Here is a 26,345-nt window from a genome sequence, read left to right on the forward strand (position 1 = left end):
GCGGCCCTGGTGCCCGTCATGCGAGGCGGGCCTCCACGGTGACGAAGGAGTGGGCGGGCAGGTGCACCCGCAGCCCGGTAGCGGTGGCCGTGACCTGCTCGTGAGGCCTCGGGGCGACCGCGCCCGGCGTCTCGGGCGTGTTGTGGGCCTGCAGCTTCTCCGCGGTGAGGATGCGGGAGCGGACGTCGGCCACGGTACCGCCGCGCAGGTCCAGCTCGACGTCGACGGCCTCGGCCGCGTCCAGGTTGGACATCGACACGAGCACCCGCCCGTCCTTGCGGCTCGCCGAGACCGAGACCGTCTCCAGCCTCGCCGGCCCGACCTCGCGGGCCGGTACGCCGGAGGGGACGTCGACCCGCAGGGAGGCCGCGTCCTGGTGGCCCTTGTTCATCTCGAACACGTGGTAGGTGGGGGTGAGCACGAGCGCGCCGCAGTCGGGGTCGGTGAGGATCATGGCCTGGAGCACGTTGACGGTCTGGGCGATGTTGGCCATCACCAGCCGGTCGGCGTGGCGGTGGAAGACGTCGAAGTGCAGGCCGGCCACCAGCGCGTCGCGGAGGGTGTTCTGCTGGTAGAGGAAGCCCGGGTTGGTGCCCGGCTCGACGTTCCACCAGGTGCCCCACTCGTCCAGCACCAGGCCCACCTTCTTGCCCGGGTCGTAGCAGTCCATGACGTTGGAGTGGCCGGTGAGCAGCTCGTCGATCCGCGCCGCCTGGACCATCGTGGCGTAGTAGTCGCCGGTGTCGAACACGGTGGCGTCGCCCTTGTCCTGCCAGGTGCCCGGGACCGTGTAGTAGTGCAGGGACAGCGCCTGGTAGAACGGCTGGGGCCGGTAGGCGCAGCCCAGGCTGCCCAGCGTCTTCATGAGCGTCTCGGTCCAGGCGTAGTCGTCGGTGTTCGCGCCGGCCGCGATGCGGTACAGCTTGTTGTCGCCGTGGTCGCGGCAGTAGGTGCCGTAGCGGCGGGCCTCGTCGGCGTAGTGCTGGGCGGTCATGTTGCCGCCGCAGCCCCAGGTCTCGTTGCCGAGCCCCCAGAAGCGCACCCGCCAGGGCTTGTCGCGGCCGTTGGCCTTGCGCAGGCGCACCATCGGCGAGTCGCCCTCGCGGGTGAGGTATTCGACCCAGTCGCTCATCTCCTTGACCGTGCCCGAGCCGACGTTGCCGCTGATGTACGGCTCGGCGCCGAGCAGCTCGCACAGGGCCATGAACTCGTGGGTGCCGAAGTGGTTGTTCTCCTCGACGTTGCCCCAGTGGGTGTTGACCATCGAGGGGCGCTGGTCCTTGGGCCCGATGCCGTCCATCCAGTGGTACTCGTCGGCGAAGCAGCCGCCCGGCCAGCGCAGGTTCGGGATGTTCAGGGCACGCAGCGCGTCGACGACGTCCAGGCGGATGCCGCCGGCGTTCGGGAGGTCGCTGTCCTCGCCCACGTAGAAGCCGCCGTAGATGCAGCGGCCCAGGTGCTCGGCGAAATGGCCGTAGAGATGCCGGCTGATCACCGGACCCTCGACGTCGACATTGATGATGGCAGGCACGACGGCATTGCTCACGATGAATCCCTTGCGATCAAGAGGGGGGACTTTATCGATAAATGGATCGGTAAAGCGAGGCAACTTTATCGATACAGCCAGGACTGTCAAGGGTGCCGTGCCCGCTCTCCCTGGGGCTCCGGCCGGTCGGCCCGGCCGTCGACAGGGCCACTTGCCGCCGGCCGCGGCCGGGGCTAGGTTACCCATGCTTCTCCTACGCCTAGAGGGGGCATTCGTGGCACAGTCCGTGATACGTACGATCACGGTAGGCATCTCCGAGGCGCATCCGGTCGCGGGCGCCGTCCTGGAGAAGGCGGCGGCAGCGGCGCATTGGCTGGAATCCGGCTTCAGCGACGCGGGGTACGAGGTTCAGACCATACGGTTGTCCACGCGCCCGGTTTTCGACGACATGACCGGCGACCTCCTGCCGTACGCCCGCAGTGTGCAGCGCGTCCTGAATGACACCGGGATCGGCCACCTGTCGCTCGGGCCGGCGCAGGCCGCGAGGCCCGAGTTCCCGCTCGAGAGGCTGGCGGGCATCGAGGAGCTGCTCGCCGAGTGCACGGCACTCAACTGCACCGTGCAGCTGGGCACGGCCCAGCACGGCCTGCGGGCCGCGGCGGCGTTGCCCGCGGCGCGCATCGTGACACGGCTGGCCGCCGGCACGCCACAGGGCATCGGCAACTTCCGGTTCGCCGCCCTCGCCAACGTCGGGCCCGGGCACCCGTTCTTCCCCGCCGCCTACCAGGAGGGCCCGGACGGGTTCGCCGTCGGCCTCCAGTCCGCTGGAGTGGTGACGGACGCGCTGAGCGACGCGCCGTCCGGCCTGGATCCCGAGGCGATCACGGAGCGCGTCCGCGCGGCGCTCGCTGCGGCGGCCGAGCCGGTGGCCCGGCTGGCCGAGCGGCTGGCCGCCGACATCGGGCTCGGTTTCCACGGCATCGACCTGTCCCCGGCGCCGCACGGGGACGTCAGCATCGGCGCCGCGATCGAGCACGCAATCGGCGGGCCCTTCGGAGGGCCGGGCACGCTCGCCGCCGCCTCCGCGCTCACCCGGGCCCTGCGGTCCATCGAGCTCCCGCGGTGCGGTTACTGCGGGCTGATGTTGCCGGTCATGGAGGACACGGTCCTGGCCCGGGCGTGGGAGTCGGGTGGGATCACCGTTCATCAGCTGCTGGCGTACTCGGCGGTCTGCGGCACGGGCCTGGACACCGTGCCGCTGCCCGGCGACGTCTCCGAGGCCCACGTGGCCGGCCTCCTGCTGGACGTGGCGGCTCTGGCCGTGCGGCTGGACAAGCCGCTGTCGGCCCGGTTGTTCCCGGTGCCCGGCGCGGGGCCGGGCGACCGGACCGCTTTCGGCTCCCCGTACTTGGTGGACCTGACGTTGCCGCGGTGAGCCGCCCGCCCGTCAGCGCGGGATGAGGCGTACGGGGAGATGGTTCAGGCCCCAGGTGAAGTTCGAGGCGTTGTACGCCGGCTCGCCCGCGAGCTCCACCTTCTCCACCTGGTCGATCAGCTCGGTCAGGAACGCGCTGATCTCGAGCCTGGCCAGGCGGGCGCCGAGGCAGAGGTGCCGCCCGGCCCCGAACGAGATGTGCCGGTTGGGGGAGCGGTCCACCAGGAATCGGTCCGCGTCCGCGAACACCGTCTCGTCACGGTTGGCCGAGACGTTCCAGAGTGTGACGCGATCGCCGGCGGCGATCTCCCTGCCGCCGATGACCGTCGGCCTGGTCGCGGTCCGCAGCGTGTGCACGCCGGGCACCGTCCAGCGCAGGATCTCCTCGACGGCGAGCGGGAGCAGGTCCGCGGCGGACTCCCGCAACCGTTGCCACTGCGCGGGGTTGTCGATCAGGGCCAGCACGCCGCCGGCCGTCGAGTAGCGGGTCGTCTCGTTGGCGCCCGCGATGACGCCGTTGAGGTTGAACACGATCTCCTCGTCGGTCAACAGCCGCTCCTCGCCGGGCACGGAGGTGGTCCGGCGGTCGCGCGCGACCCGGCTGATGAAGTCGTCGGCGTCCGAGCCCCGCCGCTCGCGTACGAGTTCCTCGAAATAGAGGAAGATCTCGCCATGCGCGGCGCGGCGCTGCTCCTCGTTCTCGCCCTCGAAGGCTTCGGTGGTCGTCTGCCCCACCCAGGCCCAGTCCGTCCGCGGCAGGTCCATCAGCGCGCACACGACGTGGTTGGGCAGCAGCTTGGCCACCTCGATGAAGTCGATCCGGCCGGTCCCGACGGCGTCGGCCAGGATGTCGTGCGAGACCTGCCGCGCGATCCGCTCCAGCTTCGGCGTCTCGGACGGGGCGAACGACTTCGACAACACCCGCTTGAGCGCGGTGTGGTCCGGCGGGTCTGAGACGATCAGCATCCGCTGCGAGACCGCGGAGACGGCTTCGGCGTTGCCGCCGAGGTTCATGCCGTACCGGGAGCTGAACGACGTCTGGTCGGCGTAGGCCACGCAGATGTCGTCGTAGCGGGTGAGCGCCCAGAAGCCCGGGCCGTCGTCCTCCTCGTGCCAGTGGATCGGGTCGTTGGCGCGCAGCCAGGCCAGGGCGTCCCAGAACTCGTTGCGGGCGAACATGCCGACGTCGGTCAGGTCGATCACCCGTGCCTGCGTCATCAGGCTCTCCCCCCGGTGGATGGGCTTGTGGATGGGCCGGTGGCAAGGTCGTGCAGCAGCGCCGGCGTCTCGGCCGGGGTGTCGAGGCCGAAGTAGTGCCCGCCGGGGAACATCCGCGAGCGGAAATCGCCGGCGGCGTAGTCGCGCCAGCCGCGCACGTGCTCGGGCAGGACGGTGCGGTCCATCTCGCCGCCCCACGCCTCCATGGCGCAGTCGACGGCGGTCAGGTCGACGCCGGTGTAGGTGAGGGACAGCCTGGCGTCCCTGCGCAGTACGTCGAGCATCAGCTCCCTGGAGTCCTCGTCCAGGTCGTCGGCGCTGAGGCCGCGGTCGTCCAGGAGTCCGGCCAGCGCCCGGTCGTTCTCGGCCAGCCCGCGCCCCGGGCCGGTCCAGTGGTGCGGCGGCCGGCAGGCGGCCACGACCAGTGCACGTACCCGCTGGTCGCGCTCCTTGCGCAGCGAGCGGGTGATCTCGTAGCCGAGCAGCCCGCCGAAGCTGTGCCCGTACACGACGAGCGGGTGCTCGGCGGGGATCAGGGTGGACAGGTCGGCGGCGACGCCGCCGACCACCTCGTCCACCGAAGCGGGGTCCGGGTCCGCCCAGCGTGCCTCCCTGCCGGGCAGTTGCACGCCGATCACCGCGATGTCGTCGCCCAGCACGCGTTGCCATTCCCGGAACTGCCCGCAGCCCGCTCCAGCAGGTGGCAGGCAGAGCAGGACGGGCCGCCCGTCCGGCTCCGGGTGCCAGGACGCCAGCCAGGAGCCGGTCACGAGCTCTCTCCCGCGGCCATCAGGTCCATCTCGACGGCCAGCGATGCCGCGGTCGGCGCGGCCAGCAGGTGCCGCACCGACAGCGACAGCCCCGTGCTGCGGCGCAGCGCCCCGATGGCGCGCGCGGCAAGCAGGGAGTGGCCGCCCAGCTCGAAGAAGTTCGCGTCGACGTCGTCCACCTCGCGGCTGAGCACCTTGCTCCATGTCTCGCAGACCAGCCGCTCGCGGTCGCTGCTCGGCGACCGGCCGGTGGTGACGGCCGGCGCCATGGCCGCGAGCGCCGCCCGGTCCACCTTGCCGGTCGGCAGCGCGGGCAGTCTCGTGACCACCTTGATCGTGGTCGGCACCATGGCGTCGGGCAGGCGGGCCGCGCAGCGTTCCTTGATGAGCTTGACGCACGTGGCGGCGTCGGCGCCAGGCACGACGGTCACCGCCAGGCCTATGGTGTCACCGGCGGCGGACGGGAACGCGGCGACCGAGCGTACCGCGTCGACGCCGGCCGCGATCTGCTCGATCTCGCCCAGCTCCACGCGGAAGCCGCGTATCTTGACCTGCTCGTCGACCCGGCCCCTGAACTCCAGCAGCCCGTCCGGTCTGAGCCGCACGCGGTCGCCTGTGCGGTACATGCGCTCCTGACCGGGCGCGAACGGGTCGTCCAGGAAACGCTCGGCGGTCAGCTCGGGCCGATTGCGGTAGCCGCGCGCGACGCCCGGTCCGGCGATGTACAGCTCGCCTTCGGCCGCGGGCGCGCCCGCGTCGTCCAGTACGTACACGCGGTAACCAGGAATCGGTCTGCCGATCGTCGCCGTGTCGTCGCCGCGCGCGCTGTCGGCCCAGGTCGCGGCTATGGTCGCCTCGGTCGGGCCGTACACGTTGAGCACGCGCGGCGCGCCGGCGAGCCCGGCGAGCAGGGCGGGCGGGCACGGTTCGCCGGCGACCACGAAGACCTCGGCCGGCGGGATCCGATCCAGCGCGGACAGCAGCGTCGGGGTCAGGCACACCGTGCGCGGCGCGTGGGCCTCCACCAGCTCAGACAGGCCGGAGGTGTTGTCCTTCGCGGCCACGTCGAGGAGCGCCACCCCCTGGCCGTGCAGCAGGGGGAGCAGCGAGCACCACAGCCAGCCGTCGAAGGCCGGCGACACCGCGTTGATCCCCATCCCTCCCGTGGGGAGGTCCAGCGTGGCGATGGCATCCAGGAACACCGCCAGGTTGGCGTAGGTGACCTCGACGCCCTTCGGCCACCCCGTGGTACCGGAGGTGTAGATGAGGTACGCGCAGTCACCGCGAGCGGGCACGGCGGGCGTCTCGACCGGGGTCACACCGTGCTCGGCGGCCTGGGGGTCGACGGCGCGAGTCTTGGGCGGTGCGGCCCCCGTCGGCACCTGCCCGGCCACCAGGACCTTGGCGTCGGCGTCGAGGAGGACCGAGTAGAGCCGGTCGGCCGGGTGGCGCTCGTCGACCAACACGGCCGTGGCGCCGAGCCACCACACCGCGAGCAGGCTCGGCATCGCGAAGCGCGAACGGCCCGTGAACAACCCCACCGGGGTCCGGGTGCTCACGCCCGCCGCCGCCAGCCGGCCGGCGATGGACCTGGTCTGCTCCAGCAGCTCGGCGAAGGTCATCACACCGTCGGGCGCCGCCACCGCGGTGCCCGACGGATGATCCTCCGCCCAGTTCCGTATCGCGCCGAACAGGCGGCTGAGCGGTGGCTGCGCTGTCGTCGATGCTTCGGTCATGCCGAGGCCGCCTGTCCACGCGCCGACGGGCCCATCGCCTCCGCGCCCTCGTCGGGCAGCTGCATAGCCTTGATCTCGCAGAAGGCGTCGAGGCCCTCCACGCCGCACTCCCTGCCGATGCCCGACTGCTTCATCCCGCCGAAGGGGGCCAGCACGTTAAAGGGGCCGCCGTTGATGTCGACCTGGCCGGTGCGGATCCGCTTGGCCACGTGGGTGGCGTGGTCGAGGCTCTGCGACCAGACCGAGCCGTGCAACCCGTACGGGGTGCCATTCGCGATCCTGATCGCTTCCTCCTCGCCGTCGTACGGCATGATCGACAGAACCGGTCCGAAGATCTCCTCCTGGGCGATCCTCATCGACTCGCCGACCTTGCCGAACACCGTCGGCTGCACGTAGTAGCCCGCGGGCAGGTCGGGCAGCGGCTCCGGACCGCCGGTCACCAGGTCGGCACCCTCGTCGAGCCCGGTCTCGATGTAGCCGCGCACCCGCTCCAGAGCCGCCGCGGACACCAACGGCCCGACGTCGGTCGACGGGTCGCGCGGCGAGCCGACCCGGTAGGTCGCGGCCAGCTCGCCGGCCAGCGCCACCGCCTCGTCGTGCCGGTCGGCGGGCACCAGCAGGCGGCTCCACTGCAGGCACGCCTGACCGGTGTTGAAGCACGCCTGGTTCACGGTCGCCTTCACGGCCAGGTCGAGGTCGGCGTCCGGCAGGACGACGCTCGCGTTCTTGCCGCCCAGCTCCAGGTGGACCGGCTTGATGTGCTCGGCGGCGATGGCGCCCACCTGACGTCCGGCGCGCACCGAGCCGGTGAACGAGATCAGGTCTACGCCCGGGTCGGCCGTCAGCGCCGCGCCCACGACCGGGCCCTCGCCGACCACCACGTTGAACACGCCGGGCGGCAGGTCGCACTCGGCCGTGACCTCCGCCAGCAGGTACGCGTGCAACGGGGTGAGCTCACTCGGTTTGTGCACCACCGCGCAGCCGGCCATCAGGGCGGGCACCAGCTTCTGGATGATCATGATCAGGGGGACGTTCCACGGCGTGATGGCCGCCACCACGCCGGCCGGTTCGCGGAGCACCAGGGAGTTGCCCACCGTACGCTCGAACGCGAAGTTCTTGGTGATCTCCACGAACGACTTGGCGATGCCGAGCGCGAGGCCGACCTGGACCCGCTGGGCGACCTGGATGGGCGCCCCGACCTCCGCGGTGATCGTGTCGGCGAACTCGCCCGCGCGCGCCTCCAGCCGCGCGACGAAGCGCTCCAGGAACCGCAGCCGGTCCTTGACCGGCGTCTTCGCCCAATCCTCCGCCGCCGCCTGAGCCGCGGCCACCGCGCGCCTGGCGTCCGCGGCCGTGCCCGCGGGGACCGTGGCGATCGTGCTCTCGTCGCTCGGGTCGATGACGTCGATCCCGGCCTGGGCGTCGGACGGCGTCCAGGCGCCGCCGATCCACTGGTTCTCAAGGATTCTCTTCATGCCGGTCATTTCTCGCGCCCTTCCGGGTCGGATCCTCTGATGGCATCGATGTACTCGGCGAACGCGGCGACCGTCGCGTGCTTGCACAGATCGGGGATCTTGATCTTCACATCGAAGGCGGCCCCGACCGCACTCGCCATCCGCACCGCCAGCACGGAGTGGCCGCCGAGCTCGAAGAAGTTGTCGTGCGCGCCGACGCGGTCCACGCGCAGCACCTCCGACCAGATGCGCGCCACTTCCTTCTGGAGCGGACCCCGCGGCTCGGCGAACTCCGTGCTGAGCCCGTCGCGGATGGTCTCCTCCGGCGCCGGGAGCGAGCGCAGGTCCAGCTTGCTGTTGGCCAGCCTGGGCAGCTTGCCGAGCGGTACCACGACGCTCGGCACCATGTAGTGGGGCAGCCGGTTGGAGACGTATGTGCGCACCTCCTGCGGCGTGGGGAGGCGGGCTCCGGCGACGTAGGCGGCGAGCCGCACGTCCCCCGGGGTGGGTTCGTACGTGACCACCACCCCCTCCTCCACGCCGGGCGCCGCGCAGACCACGCTCTCGACCTCGCCGAGCTCGACCCTGAAGCCGCGGATCTTGACCTGGGAGTCGGAGCGGCCGAGCAGCTCGATCGCCCCGTCGGCGCGGAAGCGGGCCAGGTCGCCGGTGTCGTACAGGATCGGCTCCGGCTCCTCGGGCAGCGGGTTGGCAAGGAACTTGCTGTCGGTGAGCTCGGGCCGCTCGTGGTACCCGGCGGACATGCCGGCGCCGGCCACGTGCACACGCCCCACGGCACCCACCGGAACGGGCGCGCCGGCCGGGTCGAGCAGGTAGACCCGCAGGTTGGAGATGGGCCTGCCGACGGGCACGGGCCGCACCGCCCGCACCTCCTCGGGCGTCGCCGCGGAGGTGAAGTCGATGCCCGCGCCGATGTCCAGGCAGGTCAGCACATGCGTGGTCTCCGTCGACCCGTACGTCATCACCACCGTGAAGGGTTTGTCGGCAGGCGGCCAGGTGTGCACCCGCTCGCCCGTGGTGACCATGATCCGCAAGCGGGTGTCGGCCGGCCACGTGACCGCCCAGGCCCGCTCGGCCAGCGCGGCGACCAGCATCGCGTGCGTGATGCCCTCCTGCAGCAGCCAGTCGCGCAGCTGCTCAGGGGTACGGTCGACAGGGTCGCCGATGTGCACGGGCACGCCGAGCGCGATGTACGGCATCCACTCCATGACCTGCACGGCGAAACCGGGCGTCGACAACCAGGACGCGCGGTCGCCCGGCCTGACGTCGTAGGCACGCTTGGTCCAGTGCACCAGGTTGACCAGGGCGCGGTGCCGTTCGAGCACCGCCTTGGGATCGCCCGTCGAGCCGGAGGTGTAGATGAGGTGACTGATGGTGTCGTCCGTCACCGGCGCGGAGACCGGGTCGTCCGGGACTCCGTCCAGGTCGTCGCCGCCGATGACCAGGCACGGCACCGTCTTGGGCACCCGGTGGCGCTGCGCCTTGCCGGCGATCACGACGAGCGGCTCGGAGTCGCCGATCATGTAGCCGATGCGGGTGTCGGGGTTGACCGGGTCGAGCGGCACCACCGCGGCGCCGGTCTTGAACACACCGAGGGTTGCGACGATGAAGTCCGCGCTGCGCGGCAGCAGCAGCCCCACCCGCCTGCCCGGCTCAGCGCCGAGCTCGATCAGTTTGCGGGCCAGCCGGTTGGTGAGCGAGCCCAGCTCACCGTAGGTGATGGTGCGGCCCGCGTGGACGATGGCGGGTTCGCCGGGCTTGGCACGGACGTGCTCCTCGACGAGGTCGGGGTAGCTTGTGTCCGGCCACCGCTGCGCGGTGTCGTTCCAGCCCAGCAGGATCCTTGCCCGCTCCTCCGGGGCGAGCATGGGGAGTTCGGCGATCGGCGGCTCAGGGGCACCCGAGCCGCCGATCGCCGCCGGACCGCTCATGATCACGAGCTGGTCGGCCATGCGCTCCACGCTCTGCCGTGTCCACAGGGCCTCGTTGGCGTGCAGGGTCACCCGTCCGTCCGCGATCTCCAGGCGGATGTCGGACGTGGCTGCGCTGCCGGGCAGACCGGCGAGCACGCGCGCCCACCAGCCGCCGGCCTGCGCGGCCCGCTCGATGAGCTGGACCGGCGCGGACTTCGGGGCCGACACGACCCGCTCCGCCACGGTGGTCAGGGTGTCGGTGCCGGCGAGGGGAAAGCCGCGCAGCTCGACGGCTCCCTCGCCGGCAGACGCGCCGACTAGGTGGATGTGCTCGGAGGCGGTGTGCCGGTGCAGGAACGCCAGGAAGAGCGCGACCCACCAGTGGGAGGGCCGGTCCGTGCCGGAGACCACCTCGACCGCGACGTCGCGCCGTGCCCCGGCGCTTCTGTCCCACCTGTCCACCGGCAGGTCGACGACGATCTCCTCCACCGATGTGACGATCATGCGGACACCTCCGTGGCGCGGGAGCCGTACGGCGTGTCGAGGACCTTGAAGACCGCGCACGAGTAAGTGACGCCCGGCGCGAGCCCGACCACGAGCACCCGGTCGCCGGGGGCCAGCTGCTGCGTCTTGAACAGGTGGTCGAGCGAGATGAGATGGTCGCCCGCGCCCAGGTGGCCGATCGTGCGGGTGAACTCCCACGTCGTCATGGACAGTGGCAGCTCCAGCACGCCGAGGAACTGCGCCTCGGACTCCTCCCTGGAGCAGTTGGTCATGATGACCCGATCGACGTCGCCGAGCCCGATGCCGGCCTCGGCCAGGGCCCGGTCGACGCACTCCTTCGACTTCTCGTACAGCGTGATGCCGAAGTCCATGCCGACGCCCTCGGTGAACACCTTGTTCCTGTAGGCCTCGAGCCGCTGCTTGAAGCTGACGTGGTTGCCGAGCGTCGCGCCGGGCGGGAACATCGCCTCGCCGCACCGGTGCATCTCCTCGGCCTGTGGAATGGCGGTCGAAGTCACCGAGAGCAGTTGCGCGTAGCCGGGCTCCCTGGTGATGACGGCGGCGGCCGCCCCGTCGCCGGCGATGAAGTCGGGGCCGGAGTGCCAGCGATCGATCAGCGGAGTGCCGAAGTTGTCGCTGGCCACGATCAGGGCCGCCTGCCGGCTCTGATCCGACATCAGGTAGCTGGCAGCCATCTCGAGCGAGCTGAACACGCCGTTACAGCCGTGTCGCAACTCGATGGCGAGCAGGTCGCCGACGTTGAGGTGGTTCTGCAGGTAGAGCTGCGGCTGCCAGCCGTCGGGCCCCTGATGCCAGACGTCGGTGTAAACAAGCAGGTCGAGGGCGTCGGCCTCCCTGCCCCACTGCTTCAACGCTTCCTGAGAAGCGCGAAGGGCCATGTCGGGGGCGGAGATGTCACCGGCGACCGCGGTGCCGGTCCACCCCTGACGCTCGACGTCCTCAGGGTCATCGGGGCGGTACAGGCCCTGGTCGATGGCGTCTTGGACACTCACCGTCTCCGGCAAGTAGATGCCGAGTCCGCTGACATAGATATCGGGAATGCGCAAAGCCGTGCCTCCTCGAAACCAGGGCACACCACGATCCGACAAGTCCGCTCAGTCTCTGCGGACCCCCTTAAGGCGGGCTAAGGCTCGCCTTTCGCCTACAGCGATCCTGCGGATCAGGGTTCGCACACCCATGTCAAGATGCAATACACCTGCTACGATTGCAGCAGCTCTAATACCAACACGATAGGGAGTTATATGCGATGACCGGCGTGAGGCAGGGAGATCCGGTGAGTGCAGCGATCCCGGTCCCCGACACCGGCCCAGTCATCTCCGTTCGGGATCTGCAGATGCGTTACGGCAGCGTAGACGTGCTGAAAGGCGTCGATTTCGACATTCAGCGTGGAGAGGTGATCTGCCTTCTCGGGCCGAACGGAGCCGGCAAGACCACCACCATCGAGATCCTCGAAGGCTTCCGCATGAGGTCGGGCGGGCACGTCAACGTGCTCGGCACCGACCCGGCGCAAGGTGACGAAGCATGGCGGGCGCAGCTCGGCATCGTGTTGCAGTCCTGGCGTGACCACGGCAAGTGGCGGGTGCGCGAGCTCCTCGCTCATCTGGGCCGCTACGCCGAGCCGTACCGGCGGCCCTACGACACTCAGGAGCTGATCGACGCGGTCGGGCTGACCGAGCACGCGGAGAAGAAGATCTCTTCTCTGTCCGGCGGTCAGCGCCGCAGGCTCGACGTCGCCATCGGCGTCGTGGGCCGCCCTGAGCTGCTGTTCCTAGACGAGCCCACGGCGGGTCTGGACCCGCACGCCCGGCGTGAGTTCCACGATCTCGTGCACCGGCTGTCCGACCTCGACGAGACCACGATCCTGCTCACCACCCACGACCTGGACGAGGCGGAGAAGCTGGCCGACCGCATCCTGATCCTGGCCGGCGGGCGCATTGTGGCCGACGGCAGCGCCGACCAGCTCGCCCGCCAGGTCTCGCGGGACGCCCAGGTGCGCTGGAGCCGCGGCGGGGAGAGCTTCGTGCACGCGACGGAGGACGCCACCGGCTTCGTCCGGCAGTTGTTCGCCGAGCACGGTGAGGAGATCGCCGACCTGGAGGTCAGGCTGGCATCCCTGGAGGACACCTACATGGCCATCGTCCACGGCGACAAGAGCCCGGATCATGAGTCGGCGATCGCCCGGTTCGGAAAGGCGCAGCAGCAATGAACGCAACCTCGCACGCCGTCCGGCTGGGGCTGTCGCGCGGCTGGATCGAGTTCAGGCAGGCCCTGGTCAGCCCCCAGGACATGGGCACGTACGTCTTCTTCGCGCTCGTGTTCGTGGTCGTCTTGTTCTTCCAGAGGGACACGACGCTCGAAGGCACCGCACTCACCCTGGCCATGGCCACGCTGCCCAGTGCCATGGGGCTGACCATCGTCATGAACGGCATCGTCGGCACCTCCGGCTCGCTGGCGGCCGACCGCGAGGACGGCACGCTGCTGCGTGCCAAGGCGGTGCCGCATGGCACCATCGGCTACCTGACGGGCAGGCTGGTGTCGGTGTCGCTGAGCGGCGTCATCTCGCTGCTGATCATGCTGATCGCAGGACTGTTCCTGGTGCCGCAGCTCCTCGAGACGGACGCCATGGGCTGGCTGACCATGATCTGGGTCCTGGCCCTCGGCCTGGCCGCCACGCTCCCTTGGGGCATGATCATCGGTTCGCTGGTGAGCAACCCCGGCATGGCCGGGATGCTCACGTTCCTGCCGATCGGCGCGATCACCGCCATCTCCGGCGTTTTCTACCCGATCCAGTCCATGCCGGAGTGGGCGCAGCTCATCGCCCAGATCTTCCCGGTCTACTGGCTGGGGCTGGGCATGCGTTCGGCACTGCTGCCCGATGCCGCCGCGGCGGCGGAGCTCACCGAGTCCTGGCGGTCTCTGGAGACCTTCGGGGTGCTCGGCGCGTGGGCGGTGATCGGCTTCCTGCTGGCGCCTCCGATCCTGCGCCGCATGGCGCGCAAGGAGTCGGGTTCGGTCGTGCAGGCACGACGTGAGCAGGCGATGAAGCGGATCAACTGAGACGATGGATCCATCATGAGCGAGATTGTCTTCAACCGCATCGCGATGCTCAGGACCGAGCGGCGTCTGACCCGGCGGCAGCTGGCCGATGCTCTGGGAGTCCACTACCAGACCATCGGCTACCTGGAGCGTGGGGAATACAGCCCAAGCCTGTATTTGGCACTGCGGATCTCCGAGTTCTTCGAGGTGCCAGTAGAAGTGATCTTCTCCACCACGCCTTTCCCGCGGATCGGCGCGCAGACCGCGTGATGACGAAGAAGCCGGGCCCGCCAGCGGGCCCGGCTTCTTCGTGCCTGGTGACAACAGATCAGGGACGGCGGCCCACGACGATGATGACGCCCTCGTTCTGCTCCTCTTCCTCGACCATCGACCAGTCGACGCCGGCACCCGAGTCGAGGATCTGGACGAGGTCCGCCGGCAGCTCCCCGTGCTCGCTCTGGTACGCGCGCATCGCCGCGTAGAGCTTGCCGAAGGTGTACTTCGTGTGCTCGGTGATGTCGTCGATCTCCTCGATGACGATCCCGGCCTCCCGGCCGAAGCCCTCGTAGTCCTCGGCCCGCACCATGGGCGCTGCCCGCCACTCCAGGAGCGCCTCGTTCAGTGCCAGCCAGGCGTCCTCGTCATCCACGTCGGGGCCACGCTTGATGTAGTCCGTGACAGCCATCCTGCCGCCGGGCCGCAGCACCCGGGCGATCTCCTTCAGCACCAGCACCCGGTCGGGCACGTGCACCAGCGTCTCGATGGCGAACACCGCGTCGAACGAGCCGTCCTCGAAAGGCAGGGCGAGGGCATCCCCGAACTGGAACCTCGCCTGTTCCGCCATCCCCTCGGCCTGCGCCAGGGCACTGGCCTGGGCGACGTCCTCGGTGCTGATCGAGACGCCGACCACCTCCGCGCCGGTCGCGCGGGCCAGTCGGACGCCCGGCCCCCCGGTGCCGCACCCCAGGTCCAGCACCTTCTCGCCCGGTTTGACGCCAAGCTTGCCGATCACCACGTCCGTCAGCCGCGCACCGGCCTCCTCGAGCCCGCTCGGGTCGTCCGGGCCGGTCCAGTAGCCGTAGTGCATGTTGCCGCCGAAGATCACGGTGAGCGCACGGTTGTTCCTGTCGTAGAACCCCGCCACCTCCTCCTTCGACAGCCCTGGGCTGATGCTTCCGCTCTCTACGCTCATCGGGCCCTCCATCGGTCCTGCTTTCCGTCACAGCGGGATGTTGGCGTGTCTGCCGCGGGCCGGGGCTGCCCGCGCGATGGCGGCGGCGATCGCGCCGCGCGTACGGCGCGGCTCGATCACCTCGTCCACCACGCCCAGCTCGACCGCGCGGTCCAAGCCGCCGGCCTCTTTCGCGTGCTCGTCGGCCAACCGGGCCTCCAGAGCCGCGCGCTCCTCCTCCGGCGCCGCCGCCAGCTCGCGCCGCTTGAGTATCCGTACGGCGTGGGTCGCGCCCATCACCGCCACCTCGGCGCTCGGCCAGGCGAACACCCGGGTCGCGCCGAGCGAGCGGGAATTCATCGCGATGTACGCCCCGCCATAGGCCTTCCTGGTCATGAGCGTGACCCTCGGCACCGACGCCTCGGCGAAGGCATGCAGCAGCTTCGCGCCGCGCCGGACGATGCCGCTGTGCTCCTGCTCGACGCTCGGCAGGTAACCGGGCACGTCCACCAGGACCGCGAGCGGCACGCCGAAGGCGTCGCACATCCGTACGAACCTGGCGGCCTTCTCCGCCGCGGCCGAGTTCAGGCAGCCGGCCAGGCGCAGCGGATTGTTGGCGACCACGCCGATCGTGCGGCCACCCAGCCGGCCGAGCGTGGTGACCACGTTCGGCGCCCACTTCGGATGCAGCTCCACACCCGGCCCGTCCAGCAAGCGCGTCACCAGTGGCCTGACGTCGTACGCGCGGCGCGGCTCATCGGGCAGCACGCCGGAGAAGTCCGCCTCGGCGACCGGGCCGGGGAAGCGTTCCTGGCGGCCCAGCAGACAGGCCAGCTCACGGGCACGCTCCAGCGCCTCACGCTCCGAGGCGGTCACGACGTGGACGACCCCGCTCTGGGTGCTGTGCGGCACCGGTCCGCCGAGCGCCGCCATGTCGGTCTGCTCGCCGGTCACGCTGCGGATCACGTCCGGGCCGGTCACGAGGATCCGTCCGTCGTCGGCCAGGATCACCAGGTCGGTGAGCGCCGGTCCGTACGCGGCGCCGCCCGCGGCCGGGCCGACCACCACAGACAGTTGCGGCACCACGCCGGACGCCCTGGTCATCGCGGCGAACACGAGGCCGACGCCGTGCAGCGACGAGACCCCTTCCGCCAGCCTGGCACCGCCTGAGTGCCAGATCCCTATGATCGGGATACGCCGGCTCATAGCGACGTCGTACGCACGCAGGATGTGGCCGCAGCCTTCGCGGCCCATGGCGCCGCCCTGGATGCGGGCGTCGCTACTGAAGGCGACCACCTGAACGCCGTTCACCCGGCCGGTCGAGGCCAGCACGCCGCTGCGGTCGCCGGGCGGGGTGATCGGGTGCAGCGAGCCATCGTCAAGGAGGGCGCCCACGCGGGCGAGGGGGTCGCGGGGGTCGGCGGCCGCCCGGCCGCTCACCCTGGTGTCGAGCACGGTCATCTGCGCGCCTCCCACTCGCCGCCCCCGGCCGGCACGCCTTCGGGTGGTACGCCTTCGGCCGACGTGCCTTCGGCTGGTGTGCCGAACCAGGTCGTGAGGGCCGCCCGCAGCCCGGCTACATCGGCGCCGCCCGGCCGCCCGGTCGCCGCCCAAGCCACGCGGCCGTCGGGGCGCAGCAGCAGGGCCGCCGCGTCGATCTCCTCCGTGGCCCGCGCGGCCTCGTACCCGATCCGATCCGCCCAGCCCGCCACGGCCTCCCGTAGCCCGGAGCCGCCGCCGTCCGACAGGTCGAGCAGCAGGCCGCGCCCGGAGGCGAGCAGCCCGGCCGGCGACGTGTCCCCGCCCCCGGCCAGGACCAGCGGGATGTCAGCAAGCCTGGTCCCCGTCAGCGGCGACTCCCCGCCCACCGGGTAACGGATGTCGAGCCCGCCGACCATCTTCACCAGGTACGTGTTGACGTCGTCGAACGCCGTCAGCTCCGCCAGAACCTCTCTGAGCGGCGCCACCTCTGACAGGCGACGCATGAGCGTGGTCTGCGCGCGCGTGGTCAGGCACGTGCGGGCGCCCGCCGGATGCCGCTCGTCGTGATAGCTGTCCAGCAGGTGCGGCGGTGCCCAGCCCCGCACGTCGGCCGCGAGCTTCCAGCCGAGGTTGACCGCGTCCTCGATGCCGGTGCTCAACGCCTGCCCACCCAGCGGGAAGACAACGTGCGCGGCGTCTCCGGCCAGGAAGACGCGGCCCGCGCGGTAGCGTTCGGCCTGCCGGGTGCTGGCGTCCCACCTGCTCAGCCAGCCCGGCGAGCCTTCCAGATCGACCCCGGTGATCCGCTTCACGGCGGTGCTCAGCTCGTCGAACGTCACCGGGGCCGCCTGGTTCTCCGGCGAGGCGCCGAACTCGCCGGTGATCACCCGCAACGTGTCGGGGCCCGTCGGAGCGACCATGCAGAGGCCCTCGTCGTACTGGCGCGGGCCGATCCGTTCCAGGAGCGGGTCGCCCGGCTGGATCTTCAGATCTCCGATCAGGCCGTAGAACTCGGGGTCGACGCCGGGGAACCCGATCCCGGCGAGGTCGCGGACCGTGCTGCCTGCGCCGTCGCAGCCGACCAGGTAGACGCCCCGGAGTGTGGAGACGTCATCGCCGCGGCGGACGGTCACCTCGACGCCATTCGCGTCCTGGTCGAGACCGATGACCTCGGTGCCGCGCCGTACCTCCACTCCCAGATCCACGGCGCGCCGTTCCAGACGGCGCTCCAGCTGTGCGTGCGGTACGGCGAAGGAGAAGGCATGGTGTCCTGCGAGGCGCTGCGGGTCGAGCGGGATGTGCGCGAAGTGCGCCATCCGGAATTCGAAACCGTCCTCGCGCAGCGCGTCCATGATGCCGCGCTGGGTGAGGAGCTCCACCACGGTGGCGTTGATCGCTCCGCCGCGAGACGGCTCGGCCGGCTCGTGGAGGCGTTCCAGGACAACGGTCGCCACGCCCGCGAGTCCGAGCTCGCAGGCGAGCATCAGGCCGACCGGGCCACCTCCGGAAATGATGACGGGATCGCTCAAGGGAGCACTCCTTCAAGGAATCGGATGTTCCACGGGCGTCGGCTCGCCGAACTGGGCATGCAGGTGACGGGCGAGGTCCGCAGGGGTCGAGTGGTCGTACAGGTCGGCGGGGCTCAGCTCCACGCCCGCCTCCTTCAGCCGGGTGCTCAGCTCCATCGCGGTCAGCGACGACAGGCCCAGGCTCATGAAGTCGAGATCGGCGTCGATCGCGTCGGGCGCCGCGTGGCCCAGCACGGCGGCGGTCTGCGACCGGACCAGCTCCATCAGGAAGCGGAGCCGCTCCGCCTCGGGGACGTCCTCCACCCGCGTCACGGCGGGCGGAGGCGGGGGCTCCGCCACGGCGGTGGCCTCTTCTTGAGGGGTGACGGGGACGAGACGCCGTACGAAGATGCCGGAGGAACGCAGCGCCACCTGTGGAGCGCCGGGGGCCGGCTGCGCCGCGGCCCGGAGCCCGTCTTCCGCGGCGAGCAGCCGGGCGAGCCGCTTCGCGATCGCGTCGTCGGGCTCCGGCGGGAGATCGATCAGGCAGTGCTGCCGGTCGGTGGTGTGCTCCCAGAGCGTGGCCTGCGCGGGGTCCTGCGGCGGGTCATCTGGCGTCACCGGCTGGGCGCCGCACGTGAGGAGCCAGACGGGGGGCTTCACGTCCAGGTCGTCAAGGGCGTTCACCAGGGGGTCGGCTAGGGCCACGATGCCGTCGAGCGGCTGGCCGTCAGGGATCAGGGCCGCGAGGTCGCGGGCGTCTCCGGCGGTCGCGTCGGTACGGATGACCTGGTCGCCGCGGGCCTTGAGAGCGGTGGCGAGGAAGTCGGCGAAGCGTGCGAAGGAGGAGTCTTGGGGATGCGGCAGCAGCCAGGTCTTGGAGGTGCTTGCGCCTTCCGGGTCGTCGATCGGTTGCCACGCGAGGCGGTAGAGGCCGTCCTCCGTTGGGAGGGGTGGTGGGTTGAGCCAGTAGTGGTGGTGTTGGAAGGGGTAGGTGGGGGGTTGGGCGTGGTGGGGGTGGGGGGGCCAGGGGAGGTTGGTGTGGGTGTGGAGGGTGGCGAGGGTGTGGGGGTGTGGGGTGAGGTGGTGGTGGGTGGTGGCGCCGAGTTGGTGGAGGGTGGTGAGGGTTTGGGTGTGGCGGACGGGTTGGCGGATGTGGGTGGTCCAGTAGTGGGGGGTGGTGATGTGGTGGGGGTCGGCGAGTTGGCCGGTGAGGTTGCAGAGGATGGGGGTGGTGGGGGGTGGTAGGTGATGGTTTGGGCGGTGTGGTGGAAGGGTTTGAGGATGGGGTCGGTGTGGGGGGAGTGGTAGGCGTGGTTGACGTTGAGTGGGGTGGTTTTGCGGCCTTGGGTGTGCCAGTGGTGGGTGATGGTGGCGATGTTGTGGGGGTTGCCGCTGATGATGGTGGTGTGGGGGGTGTTGGTGGCGGCGATGGCGGTGTCGGGGAGGAGGGTGGGGGTGATTTCTTCTTCGGTGGCGTGGATGGCGGTCATGGCGCCGGGGGCATGGTGGCCATGAGGGTGGCGCGGGTGGTGATGAGGGTGGTGGCGTCGGGGAGGGTGAGGATGCCGGCGTGGTGGGCGGCGGCGTAGAGGCCGATGGAGTGGCCGGTGAGGTAGTCGGGGGTGATGTGGTGGTGTTTGAGGAGGTGGGCGAGGGCGGTGTGGTAGGTGAAGAGGGCGGGTTGGGTGTATTGGGTGGTGTGCAGGAGGTGGGCGTGGGGGTGGTGTTCGGGGGCGAACATGACGGTTTTGAGTGGGGGGTTGAGGGGGAATTGGGCGGCGATGTGGTCGAGGTGGTGGGCGAAGGTGGGGTGGGTGTGGTAGAGGTCGCGGCCCATTTGGTGGCGTTGGGTGCCTTGGCCGGAGAAGAGGAAGGCGGTGGTGCCGGGTGGGGGTGGGGTGTAGTGGTGGGTGATGAGGGCGGGGTGGCTTTGGCCGTGGGCTAGGGCGTGGAGGGCGTCGCGGAGTTGGGTTTCGTCGTGGGTGAGGATGGCGGCGCGGTGGGGGTGGCGGGTGCGGGGGCCGAGGGCGTGGGCGATGTCGTTGGCGGGTAGGTGGGGGTTGGCTTGGCGGTAGTGCAGGATGTGGGTGGCGTAGGCGCGTAGGGCTTGTTCGGAGCGGGCCGACAGCAGCCAGGGCAGGGCGGGCTGCGGGCCGAACTCATCGGCCTGCTCGTTGTGTGCCTGCTGGTTGTGTGCCTGCTGGTTGTGTGCCTGCTGGTTGTGTGCCTGCTGGTTGTGTGCCTGCTGGTTGTGTGCCTGCTGGTTGTGTGCCTGCTGGTTGTGTGCCTGCTGGTTGTGTGCCTGCTGGTTGTGTGCCTGCTGGTTGTGTGCCTGCCCCGGCCGTGTGCCCGGTTCGGGTTCGGGTGTGGGGGCGGCGGCCGTAGCCTGGCCGTCTTGCGGCTGCCTGTCTGGCGGCTGCCTGTCTGGCGTGGCGTCCTGTTTGGTGGGGGCGGCTTCGAGGATGAGGTGGGCGTTGGTGCCGCTGATGCCGAAGGAGGAGATGCCGGCGCGGCGTGGCTGGTTGGTTTGTGGCCAGGGGGTGGCGTGGGTGAGCAGGGTGATGTTGCCGGTGCTCCAGTCGACGTGGGGGGTGGGTTGGTCGATGTGGAGGCTGGCTGGGAGCAGGCCGTGGTGGATGGCTTGGACCATTTTGATGATGCCGGCGACGCCGGCGGCGGCTTGGGTGTGGCCGATGTTGGATTTGACCGATCCCAGGTATAGGGGGTGGGGCCGGTTGTGGCCGTAGGTGGCGAGCAGGGCTTGGGCTTCGATGGGGTCGCCGAGGGTGGTGCCGGTGCCGTGGGCTTCGACGGCGTCGATCTGGTCGGTTCTTAGCCGGGCGTTGGCGAGCGCGGCGTGGATGACCCGCTGCTGGGAGGGCCCGTTGGGGGCGGTCAGGCCGTTGCTGGCGCCGTCTTGGTTGACCGCGCTGCCCCGGATGACCGCGAGGATCGGGTGACCGTTCTGCTCGGCTGCCGACAACCGTTCCAGCAGCAGCAGACCGACGCCCTCGGCTACGGCCGTGCCGTCGGCGGCGGCCGCGAACGGCTTACACCGGCCGTCGGGCGCCAGCCCCCGCTGACGGCTGAACTCGATGAGCGTCGCCGGGGTGGCCATCACCGTCACCCCACCCGCCAACGCCAGATCGCATTCGCCGGAACGTAGCGAGTGTGCGGCCAAGTGCACCGCCACCAGCGACGACGAGCACGCCGTGTCGATGCTGACCGCCGGCCCCTCGAACCCGAACGTGTAGGAGACGCGGCCCGAGGCGATGCTCATTGTGGCGTTCGCCATGACGTAACCGGTGGCCTCCTCGGCCCGCGGGGCGCGCAGCGACACGTACTCCTGGCCCGATATGCCGGTGAACACGCCCGTGTTGCTGCCCTGCAGTGAGTCGGCGTCAATGCCCGCCCGCTCGATGGCCTCCCACGCCGTCTCCAGCAGCAGGCGCTGCTGCGGGTCGATGGCCAGCGCCTCACGCGGGCTGATCCCGAAGAACTCCGCGTCGAAGTTGCCCGCGTCGTGCAGCCACCCGCCCTGCCGGGCGTAGGTCTTGCCCTGCGCGTCCGGATCCGGGTCGTAGATGTCCTCGACGTCCCAGCCCCGGTTCGTGGGTAGGCCCGAGATGGCGTCCCTGCCCTCGGCGGCCAGTTCCCACAGCCCTTCCGGGGTGCTGGCGCCGCCCGGATAGCGGCAGGCCATGCCGATGATGGCGATCGGCTCCGTCTGAGCGGTCTCGGCCTCGCGCAGGCGTTGCTGCGTTTGGCGCAGGTCGGCCATGACGCGCTTGAGGTACGCGAGAAGCTTCTCTTCGTTGTCAGCCATTACCGTCGTTCCCTTCGGTCGTGGAAGACCAGTCCTCCGGCGAGTAGCCCAGCTCGCGATCGATGAGGTCGAAAATCTCCGTGGCCGATGCCGTGTCCATGTCGTCCGCGAGATCGGTGCTGGGCAGCTGGCCCGCGTCGTTGTCCCTGACCATCCGGGCCATGGCTTCCAGCCGTTGGGCGAACCTCGCGGTCACGGTGGGATCTGCCGCGAGTGTGGACAGGGACCTCTCCAGTGCGTCCAGCTCCCGCTGCAGCAGGCTCACCTGGTCCGGTACGAGCTCGTTCTGCAGGTATTTGGCCAGAGCCAGCGGCGTCGGATGGTCGAACACCAAGCCGGCGCCCAACTGCAGGTTGGTGGCCGTGGCGAGCCGGTTGCGCAACTCCACGGAGGTCAGGGAGTCGAACCCGAGCTCCTTGAACGCCCGGTCGGCGGCCACCTCGTCACCGGGCTCGCGGCGCAGCACGGTCGTCACCTCGTTCGTGACCAGGTCGACGAGGAAGGCGAGCTGCTCCTGCGCCGTCATGGTGCTCAGGTCGGGCACCGCGACGGACGCGGCCGCGGCGGGTTCGCCAACCGTCTCCCGTACCTCGGGCAGCTCGGCGAGCAACGGGCTCGGACGACCGGAAGTAAAGGACGGGGCGAAGCGGGACCAGTCGATGTCGGCGACGGTGAGGCAGGTCTCGTCGCGCTCGATCGCGCACATCATGGCCGTGATCGCCTGTTCGGGAGCCATCGCCACGACTCCGCGCCGGTCCATGTAGTCGCCGGCGTCCTCGACGCCGCGCATCCCGGCGCCGTCCCACACTCCCCAGGCGATCGAGGTGGCCGTCCGCCTCCGCGCGCGCCGCTGCTCGGCGAACAGGTCGAGGAAGGCGTTTCCCGCGGCGTAGACGCCGTTGCCACCACTGCCCCAGACGCCGGCGCTGGACGAGAACAACACGAACGCGTCCAGCGGCGCGTCACCCAGCAGCTCGTCCAGATGCACGGCTCCTGCCACCTTGCCGGAGATCACCTCAGCGAATTCGTCACGTGTCAGCGCGGACACGGGCGCGAGCCGCTGCGCGGCCCCGGCGGCGTGCACGACGGCGGTCAGCGGGGTGTCCTGTGGAACGCACGCCAGCATGCGTTCCACCTCGGCGCGCGAGGCGAGATCGCAGGCCACGATGGACACCTTGGAACCCAGCGCGGTGAGTTCGGCCTCCAACTCGGCCGCCCCCGGGGCGTCCGGGCCGCGACGACTGGCCAGCAGCAGATGCTCGGCGCCGTTGCCCGCGAACCATCTCGCGACCTGCGCCCCGATCCCGCCGGTTCCGCCTGTGATCAGCACTGTTCCGGCCGGGCGCCACCGACCGTCCTCCACGGTGCCTTCGAGGAGAGGAGCGCGTACGAGCCTGCGCGCCAGCATGCCGGACGAACGCAGGGCCACCTGATCCTCGTCACCGGTCAGCGCCTTGACCAGGTCTCTGGAGGCGGCGTCGGTCATCAGGTCCGGCAGATCCACGAGCCCACCCCACTGCTCGGGCTGCTCGAGCGCGATCGACCGGCCGAGACCCCATACCTGCGCCTGGCCCGGGCTGAGTGACGGATCCCCGTTCCCGGTGCTCACCGCGCCCCTGGTCACGGCCCAGAGCCGGCCGTTCAGCGGGACGTCGCTCACTGCCTGCGCAAGCGCCATGGTGGCGGCCACACCATGAGGAAGCCCCGGACGATCGGGGTGCTGCCCCTCGTCGAAGGCGAGCAGGGACAGTACGTCGCCGCCGTCGTACGCCCGCAGGCGCTCGGCGAACCACTCCCGGCTCGCCTCTGCCGGATCCACCAGCAGGCGTTCAACCTGGGCCCCGCGCTCGCCCAGCGCCTGCTCCACCAGCCGGGGCACGTCGTCGGCCACCGTCTCGGAGAACACCAGCAGCCACCTGGACGGCAGGGGCGCGTGCGGGCGCGCCTCTACAGGGCGCCATGCCACGCGGTACCGCCACCGGTCCTGCACCGACCACTCGCGCTGTTGCTCCGTCGGGAGGGGTGGTGGGTTGAGCCAGTAGTGGTGGTGTTGGAAGGGGTAGGTGGGGGGTTGGGCGTGGTGGGGGTGTGGGGGCCAGGGGAGGTTGGTGTGGGTGTGGAGGGTGGCGAGGGTGTGGGGGTGTGGGGTGAGGTGGTGGTGGGTGGTGGCGCCGAGTTGGTGGAGGGTGGTGAGGGTTTGGGTGTGGCGGACGGGTTGGCGGATGTGGGTGGTCCAGTAGTGGGGGGTGGTGATGTGGTGGGGGTCGGCGAGTTGGCCGGTGAGGTTGCAGAGGATGGGGGTGGTGGGGGGGTGGTAGGTGATGGTTTGGGCGGTGTGGTGGAAGGGTTTGAGGATGGGGTCGGTGTGGGGGGAGTGGTAGGCGTGGTTGACGTTGAGTGGGGTGGTTTTGCGGCCTTGGGTGTGCCAGTGGTGGGTGATGGTGGCGATGTTGTGGGGGTTGCCGCTGATGATGGTGGTGGTGGGGGTGTTGGTGGCGGCGATGGCGGTGTCGGGGAGGAGGGTGGGGGTGATTTCTTCTTCGGTGGCGTGGATGGCGGTCATGGCGCCGGGGGGCATGGTGGCCATGAGGGTGGCGCGGGTGGTGATGAGGGTGGTGGCGTCGGGGAGGGTGAGGATGCCGGCGTGGTGGGCGGCGGCGTAGAGGCCGATGGAGTGGCCGGTGAGGTAGTCGGGGGTGATGTGGTGGTGTTTGAGGAGGTGGGCGAGGGCGGTGTGGTAGGTGAAGAGGGCGGGTTGGGTGTATTGGGTGGTGTGCAGGAGGTGGGCGTGGGGGTGGTGTTCGGGGGCGAACATGACGGTTTTGAGTGGGGGGTTGAGGGGGAATTGGGCGGCGATGTGGTCGAGGTGGTGGGCGAAGGTGGGGTGGGTGTGGTAGAGGTCGCGGCCCATTTGGTGGCGTTGGGTGCCTTGGCCGGAGAAGAGGAAGGCGGTGGTGCCGGGTGGGGGTGGGGTGTAGTGGTGGGTGATGAGGGCGGGGTGGCTTTGGCCGTGGGCTAGGGCGTGGAGGGCGTCGCGGAGTTGGGTTTCGTCGTGGGTGAGGATGGCGGCGCGGTGGGGGTGGCGGGTGCGGGGGCCGAGGGCGTGGGCGATGTCGTTGGCGGGTAGGTGGGGGTTGGCTTGGCGGTAGTGCAGGATGTGGGTGGCGTAGGCGCGTAGGGCTTGTTCGGAGCGGGCGGAGATCAGCCAGGGCAGGGCGGGCTGGGGCCCGAACTCATCGGCCTGCTCGTTGTGCGCCTGCTCGTTGTGTGCTTGCCCGTTCTGCGCCTGCTCGTTGTGTGCCTGCCTGTCTGGCGGCTGCCTGTCTGGTGTGGCGTCCTGTTTGGTGGGGGCGGCTTCGAGGATGAGGTGGGCGTTGGTGCCGCTGATGCCGAAGGAGGAGATGCCGGCGCGGCGTGGCTGGTTGGTTTGTGGCCAGGGGGTGGCGTGGGTGAGCAGGGTGATGTTGCCGGTGCTCCAGTCGACGTGGGGGGTGGGCTGGTCGATGTGGAGGCTGGCTGGGAGCAGGCCGTGGTGGATGGCTTGGACCATTTTGATGATGCCGGCGACGCCGGCGGCGGCTTGGGTGTGGCCGATGTTGGATTTGACCGATCCCAGGTATAGGGGGTGGGGCCGGTTGTGGCCGTAGGTGGCGAGCAGGGCTTGGGCTTCGATGGGGTCGCCGAGGGTGGTGCCGGTGCCGTGGGCTTCGACGACGTCGATCTGGTCGGTTCTTAGCCGGGCGTTGGCGAGCGCGGCGTGGATGACCCGCTGCTGGGAGGGCCCGTTGGGGGCGGTCAGGCCGTTGCTGGCGCCGTCTTGGTTGACCGCGCTGCCCCGGATCACGGCCAGTACCCGATGCCCCTGACGCTCGGCTGCCGACAACCGTTCCAGCAGCAGCAGACCGACGCCCTCGCCCCAGCCGACCCCGTCGGCAGCGGCCGCGAACGGCTTGCACCGGCCATCGGGGGCCAGCCCCCGCTGACGGCTGAACTCAAAGAACATGCCGGGGTCGGGAATGACCGCCACGCCCCCGGCAAGCGCCAGATCGCACTCCCCGGAGCGCAGGGACTGCGCGGCCAGGTGGATGGCCACGAGGGAGGACGAGCATGCCGTGTCGATGCTGACCGCCGGGCCTTCGAACCCGAACGTGTAGGAGATCCGCCCCGAGGCGACGCTGGGCGTCAGGCCGGTCAGCAAATGGCCGTCGGCCCCGGCCGTCCCCGGCGATCGGAGCAAGGCGTACTCCCGCGCGATGACGCCCGCGAACACGCCCGTCGCGGTCCCGCGCAAGGCTTCGGCGTCGATGCCGGCCCGCTCGATGGCCTCCCACGCCGTCTCCAGCAGCAGCCGCTGCTGCGGATCCATGGCCAGTGCCTCACGCGGACTGATCCCGAAGAACTCCGCGTCGAACCCGGCCGCGTCGTACAGGAACCCGCCCTGCCGCGTGTAGCTCTTGCCCGGGACGTCAGGGTCCGGATCGTACAGGCGTTCGATGTCCCAGCCGCGGTCGGACGGGAAGTCCGAGATGGCGTCCCGGCCTTCGGCGACCAGCTCCCACAGGTCTTCGGGAGAGCACACGCCACCGGGGAAACGGCACGCCATGCCCACGATCGCGATGGGCTCCTGCGTTCTGGACTCGGCCTCCTTGAGCTGCCGGCGAGCCTGGTGCAGGTCGGCGGTGACGCGCTTGAGATAGTCGCGCAGTTTCTCTTCATTGGCCATGCGACATCGACCTTTCCAGGCTCCCGGACGTTCCCAAA

At 70.3% G+C, this 26,345-nt stretch carries 17 protein-coding genes; 4 read left to right on the top strand and 13 right to left on the bottom strand.

What is annotated here, in order from left to right; genetic code table 11:
• Window positions 1-16: 16 nt before the first annotated feature.
• On the bottom strand, window positions 17-1,546 hold the full coding sequence (locus EDD27_RS05170; RefSeq protein WP_127931326.1) for an alpha-N-arabinofuranosidase: 1,530 nt from the start codon (window positions 1,544-1,546) through the stop codon (window positions 17-19).
• 214 nt (window positions 1,547-1,760) lie between these two features.
• Between EDD27_RS05170 and EDD27_RS05175 the strand changes: the two genes are divergently transcribed.
• Window positions 1,761-2,921, top strand: coding sequence for a DUF711 family protein (locus tag EDD27_RS05175; RefSeq protein WP_127931327.1), 1,161 nt, complete (start codon window positions 1,761-1,763; stop codon window positions 2,919-2,921).
• Between the two features lie 12 nt (window positions 2,922-2,933).
• On the opposite strand, the gene EDD27_RS05180 is transcribed toward EDD27_RS05175, so the two are convergent.
• From EDD27_RS05180 to EDD27_RS05205, 6 genes are read right to left on the bottom strand one after another with little or no spacing between them, the layout of a single operon-like run.
• A complete protein-coding gene (locus EDD27_RS05180; RefSeq protein ID WP_127931328.1) occupies window positions 2,934-4,139 on the bottom strand; it encodes a cytochrome P450 in 1,206 nt (401 codons plus the stop codon).
• The gene (locus EDD27_RS05185; protein WP_164903486.1) at window positions 4,139-4,909 is read right to left on the bottom strand and encodes a thioesterase II family protein; all 771 of its coding nucleotides are present in this window, start codon (window positions 4,907-4,909) and stop codon (window positions 4,139-4,141) included. The genes EDD27_RS05180 and EDD27_RS05185 overlap by 1 nt, the downstream gene beginning before the upstream one ends.
• Complete coding sequence (locus EDD27_RS05190) at window positions 4,906-6,645, bottom strand: non-ribosomal peptide synthetase (protein ID WP_127931330.1); 1,740 nt, start codon at window positions 6,643-6,645, stop codon at window positions 4,906-4,908. The genes EDD27_RS05185 and EDD27_RS05190 overlap by 4 nt, the downstream gene beginning before the upstream one ends.
• Entirely contained in the window at window positions 6,642-8,120 is a 1,479-nt protein-coding gene (locus EDD27_RS05195; protein ID WP_206641259.1) for an aldehyde dehydrogenase family protein, read from the bottom strand. The genes EDD27_RS05190 and EDD27_RS05195 overlap by 4 nt, the downstream gene beginning before the upstream one ends.
• Window positions 8,121-8,125: 5 nt before the next feature.
• The gene (locus tag EDD27_RS05200) at window positions 8,126-10,537 is read right to left on the bottom strand and encodes a non-ribosomal peptide synthetase (protein ID WP_127931332.1); all 2,412 of its coding nucleotides are present in this window, start codon (window positions 10,535-10,537) and stop codon (window positions 8,126-8,128) included.
• The gene (locus tag EDD27_RS05205) at window positions 10,534-11,604 is read right to left on the bottom strand and encodes a ketoacyl-ACP synthase III family protein (protein WP_127931333.1); all 1,071 of its coding nucleotides are present in this window, start codon (window positions 11,602-11,604) and stop codon (window positions 10,534-10,536) included. Before EDD27_RS05205 ends, EDD27_RS05200 begins: the two co-directional genes overlap by 4 nt.
• Before the next feature lie 200 nt (window positions 11,605-11,804).
• Between EDD27_RS05205 and EDD27_RS05210 the strand changes: the two genes are divergently transcribed.
• From EDD27_RS05210 to EDD27_RS05220, 3 genes are read left to right on the top strand one after another with little or no spacing between them, the layout of a single operon-like run.
• Complete coding sequence (locus EDD27_RS05210) at window positions 11,805-12,764, top strand: ABC transporter ATP-binding protein (protein ID WP_164903487.1); 960 nt, start codon at window positions 11,805-11,807, stop codon at window positions 12,762-12,764.
• A complete protein-coding gene (locus EDD27_RS05215; RefSeq protein ID WP_127931334.1) occupies window positions 12,761-13,615 on the top strand; it encodes an ABC transporter permease in 855 nt (284 codons plus the stop codon). Before EDD27_RS05210 ends, EDD27_RS05215 begins: the two co-directional genes overlap by 4 nt.
• A gap of 15 nt (window positions 13,616-13,630) precedes the next feature.
• Window positions 13,631-13,864, top strand: a complete 234-nt coding sequence (locus tag EDD27_RS05220) for a helix-turn-helix transcriptional regulator (protein ID WP_127931335.1) — start codon at window positions 13,631-13,633, stop codon at window positions 13,862-13,864.
• Window positions 13,865-13,922: 58 nt separating this feature from the next.
• Here EDD27_RS05220 and EDD27_RS05225 read toward each other — a convergent pair whose 3' ends face one another.
• The 6 genes from EDD27_RS05225 to EDD27_RS58235 all read right to left on the bottom strand — a co-directional run bounded on the left by EDD27_RS05225 (window position 13,923) and on the right by EDD27_RS58235 (window position 26,307).
• The gene (locus EDD27_RS05225; RefSeq protein ID WP_127931336.1) at window positions 13,923-14,786 is read right to left on the bottom strand and encodes an SAM-dependent methyltransferase; all 864 of its coding nucleotides are present in this window, start codon (window positions 14,784-14,786) and stop codon (window positions 13,923-13,925) included.
• Window positions 14,787-14,813: 27 nt separating this feature from the next.
• Window positions 14,814-16,226, bottom strand: coding sequence for an acyl-CoA carboxylase subunit beta (locus EDD27_RS05230; RefSeq protein WP_127931337.1), 1,413 nt, complete (start codon window positions 16,224-16,226; stop codon window positions 14,814-14,816).
• Window positions 16,223-17,776, bottom strand: coding sequence for an FAD-dependent monooxygenase (locus EDD27_RS05235; protein WP_127931338.1), 1,554 nt, complete (start codon window positions 17,774-17,776; stop codon window positions 16,223-16,225). The genes EDD27_RS05230 and EDD27_RS05235 overlap by 4 nt, the downstream gene beginning before the upstream one ends.
• Window positions 17,777-17,788: 12 nt before the next feature.
• Complete coding sequence (locus tag EDD27_RS05240) at window positions 17,789-18,442, bottom strand: acyl carrier protein (RefSeq protein WP_127931339.1); 654 nt, start codon at window positions 18,440-18,442, stop codon at window positions 17,789-17,791.
• Between the two features lie 802 nt (window positions 18,443-19,244).
• A complete protein-coding gene (locus tag EDD27_RS05245; protein ID WP_127931340.1) occupies window positions 19,245-21,584 on the bottom strand; it encodes a type I polyketide synthase in 2,340 nt (779 codons plus the stop codon).
• Window positions 21,577-26,307, bottom strand: a complete 4,731-nt coding sequence (locus EDD27_RS58235; protein WP_164903488.1) for a type I polyketide synthase — start codon at window positions 26,305-26,307, stop codon at window positions 21,577-21,579. Before EDD27_RS58235 ends, EDD27_RS05245 begins: the two co-directional genes overlap by 8 nt.
• Window positions 26,308-26,345: the final 38 nt, after the last annotated feature.

It is taken from the genome of Nonomuraea polychroma, assembly GCF_004011505.1.
Taxonomy (GTDB): Bacteria; Actinomycetota; Actinomycetes; order Streptosporangiales; family Streptosporangiaceae; genus Nonomuraea; species Nonomuraea polychroma.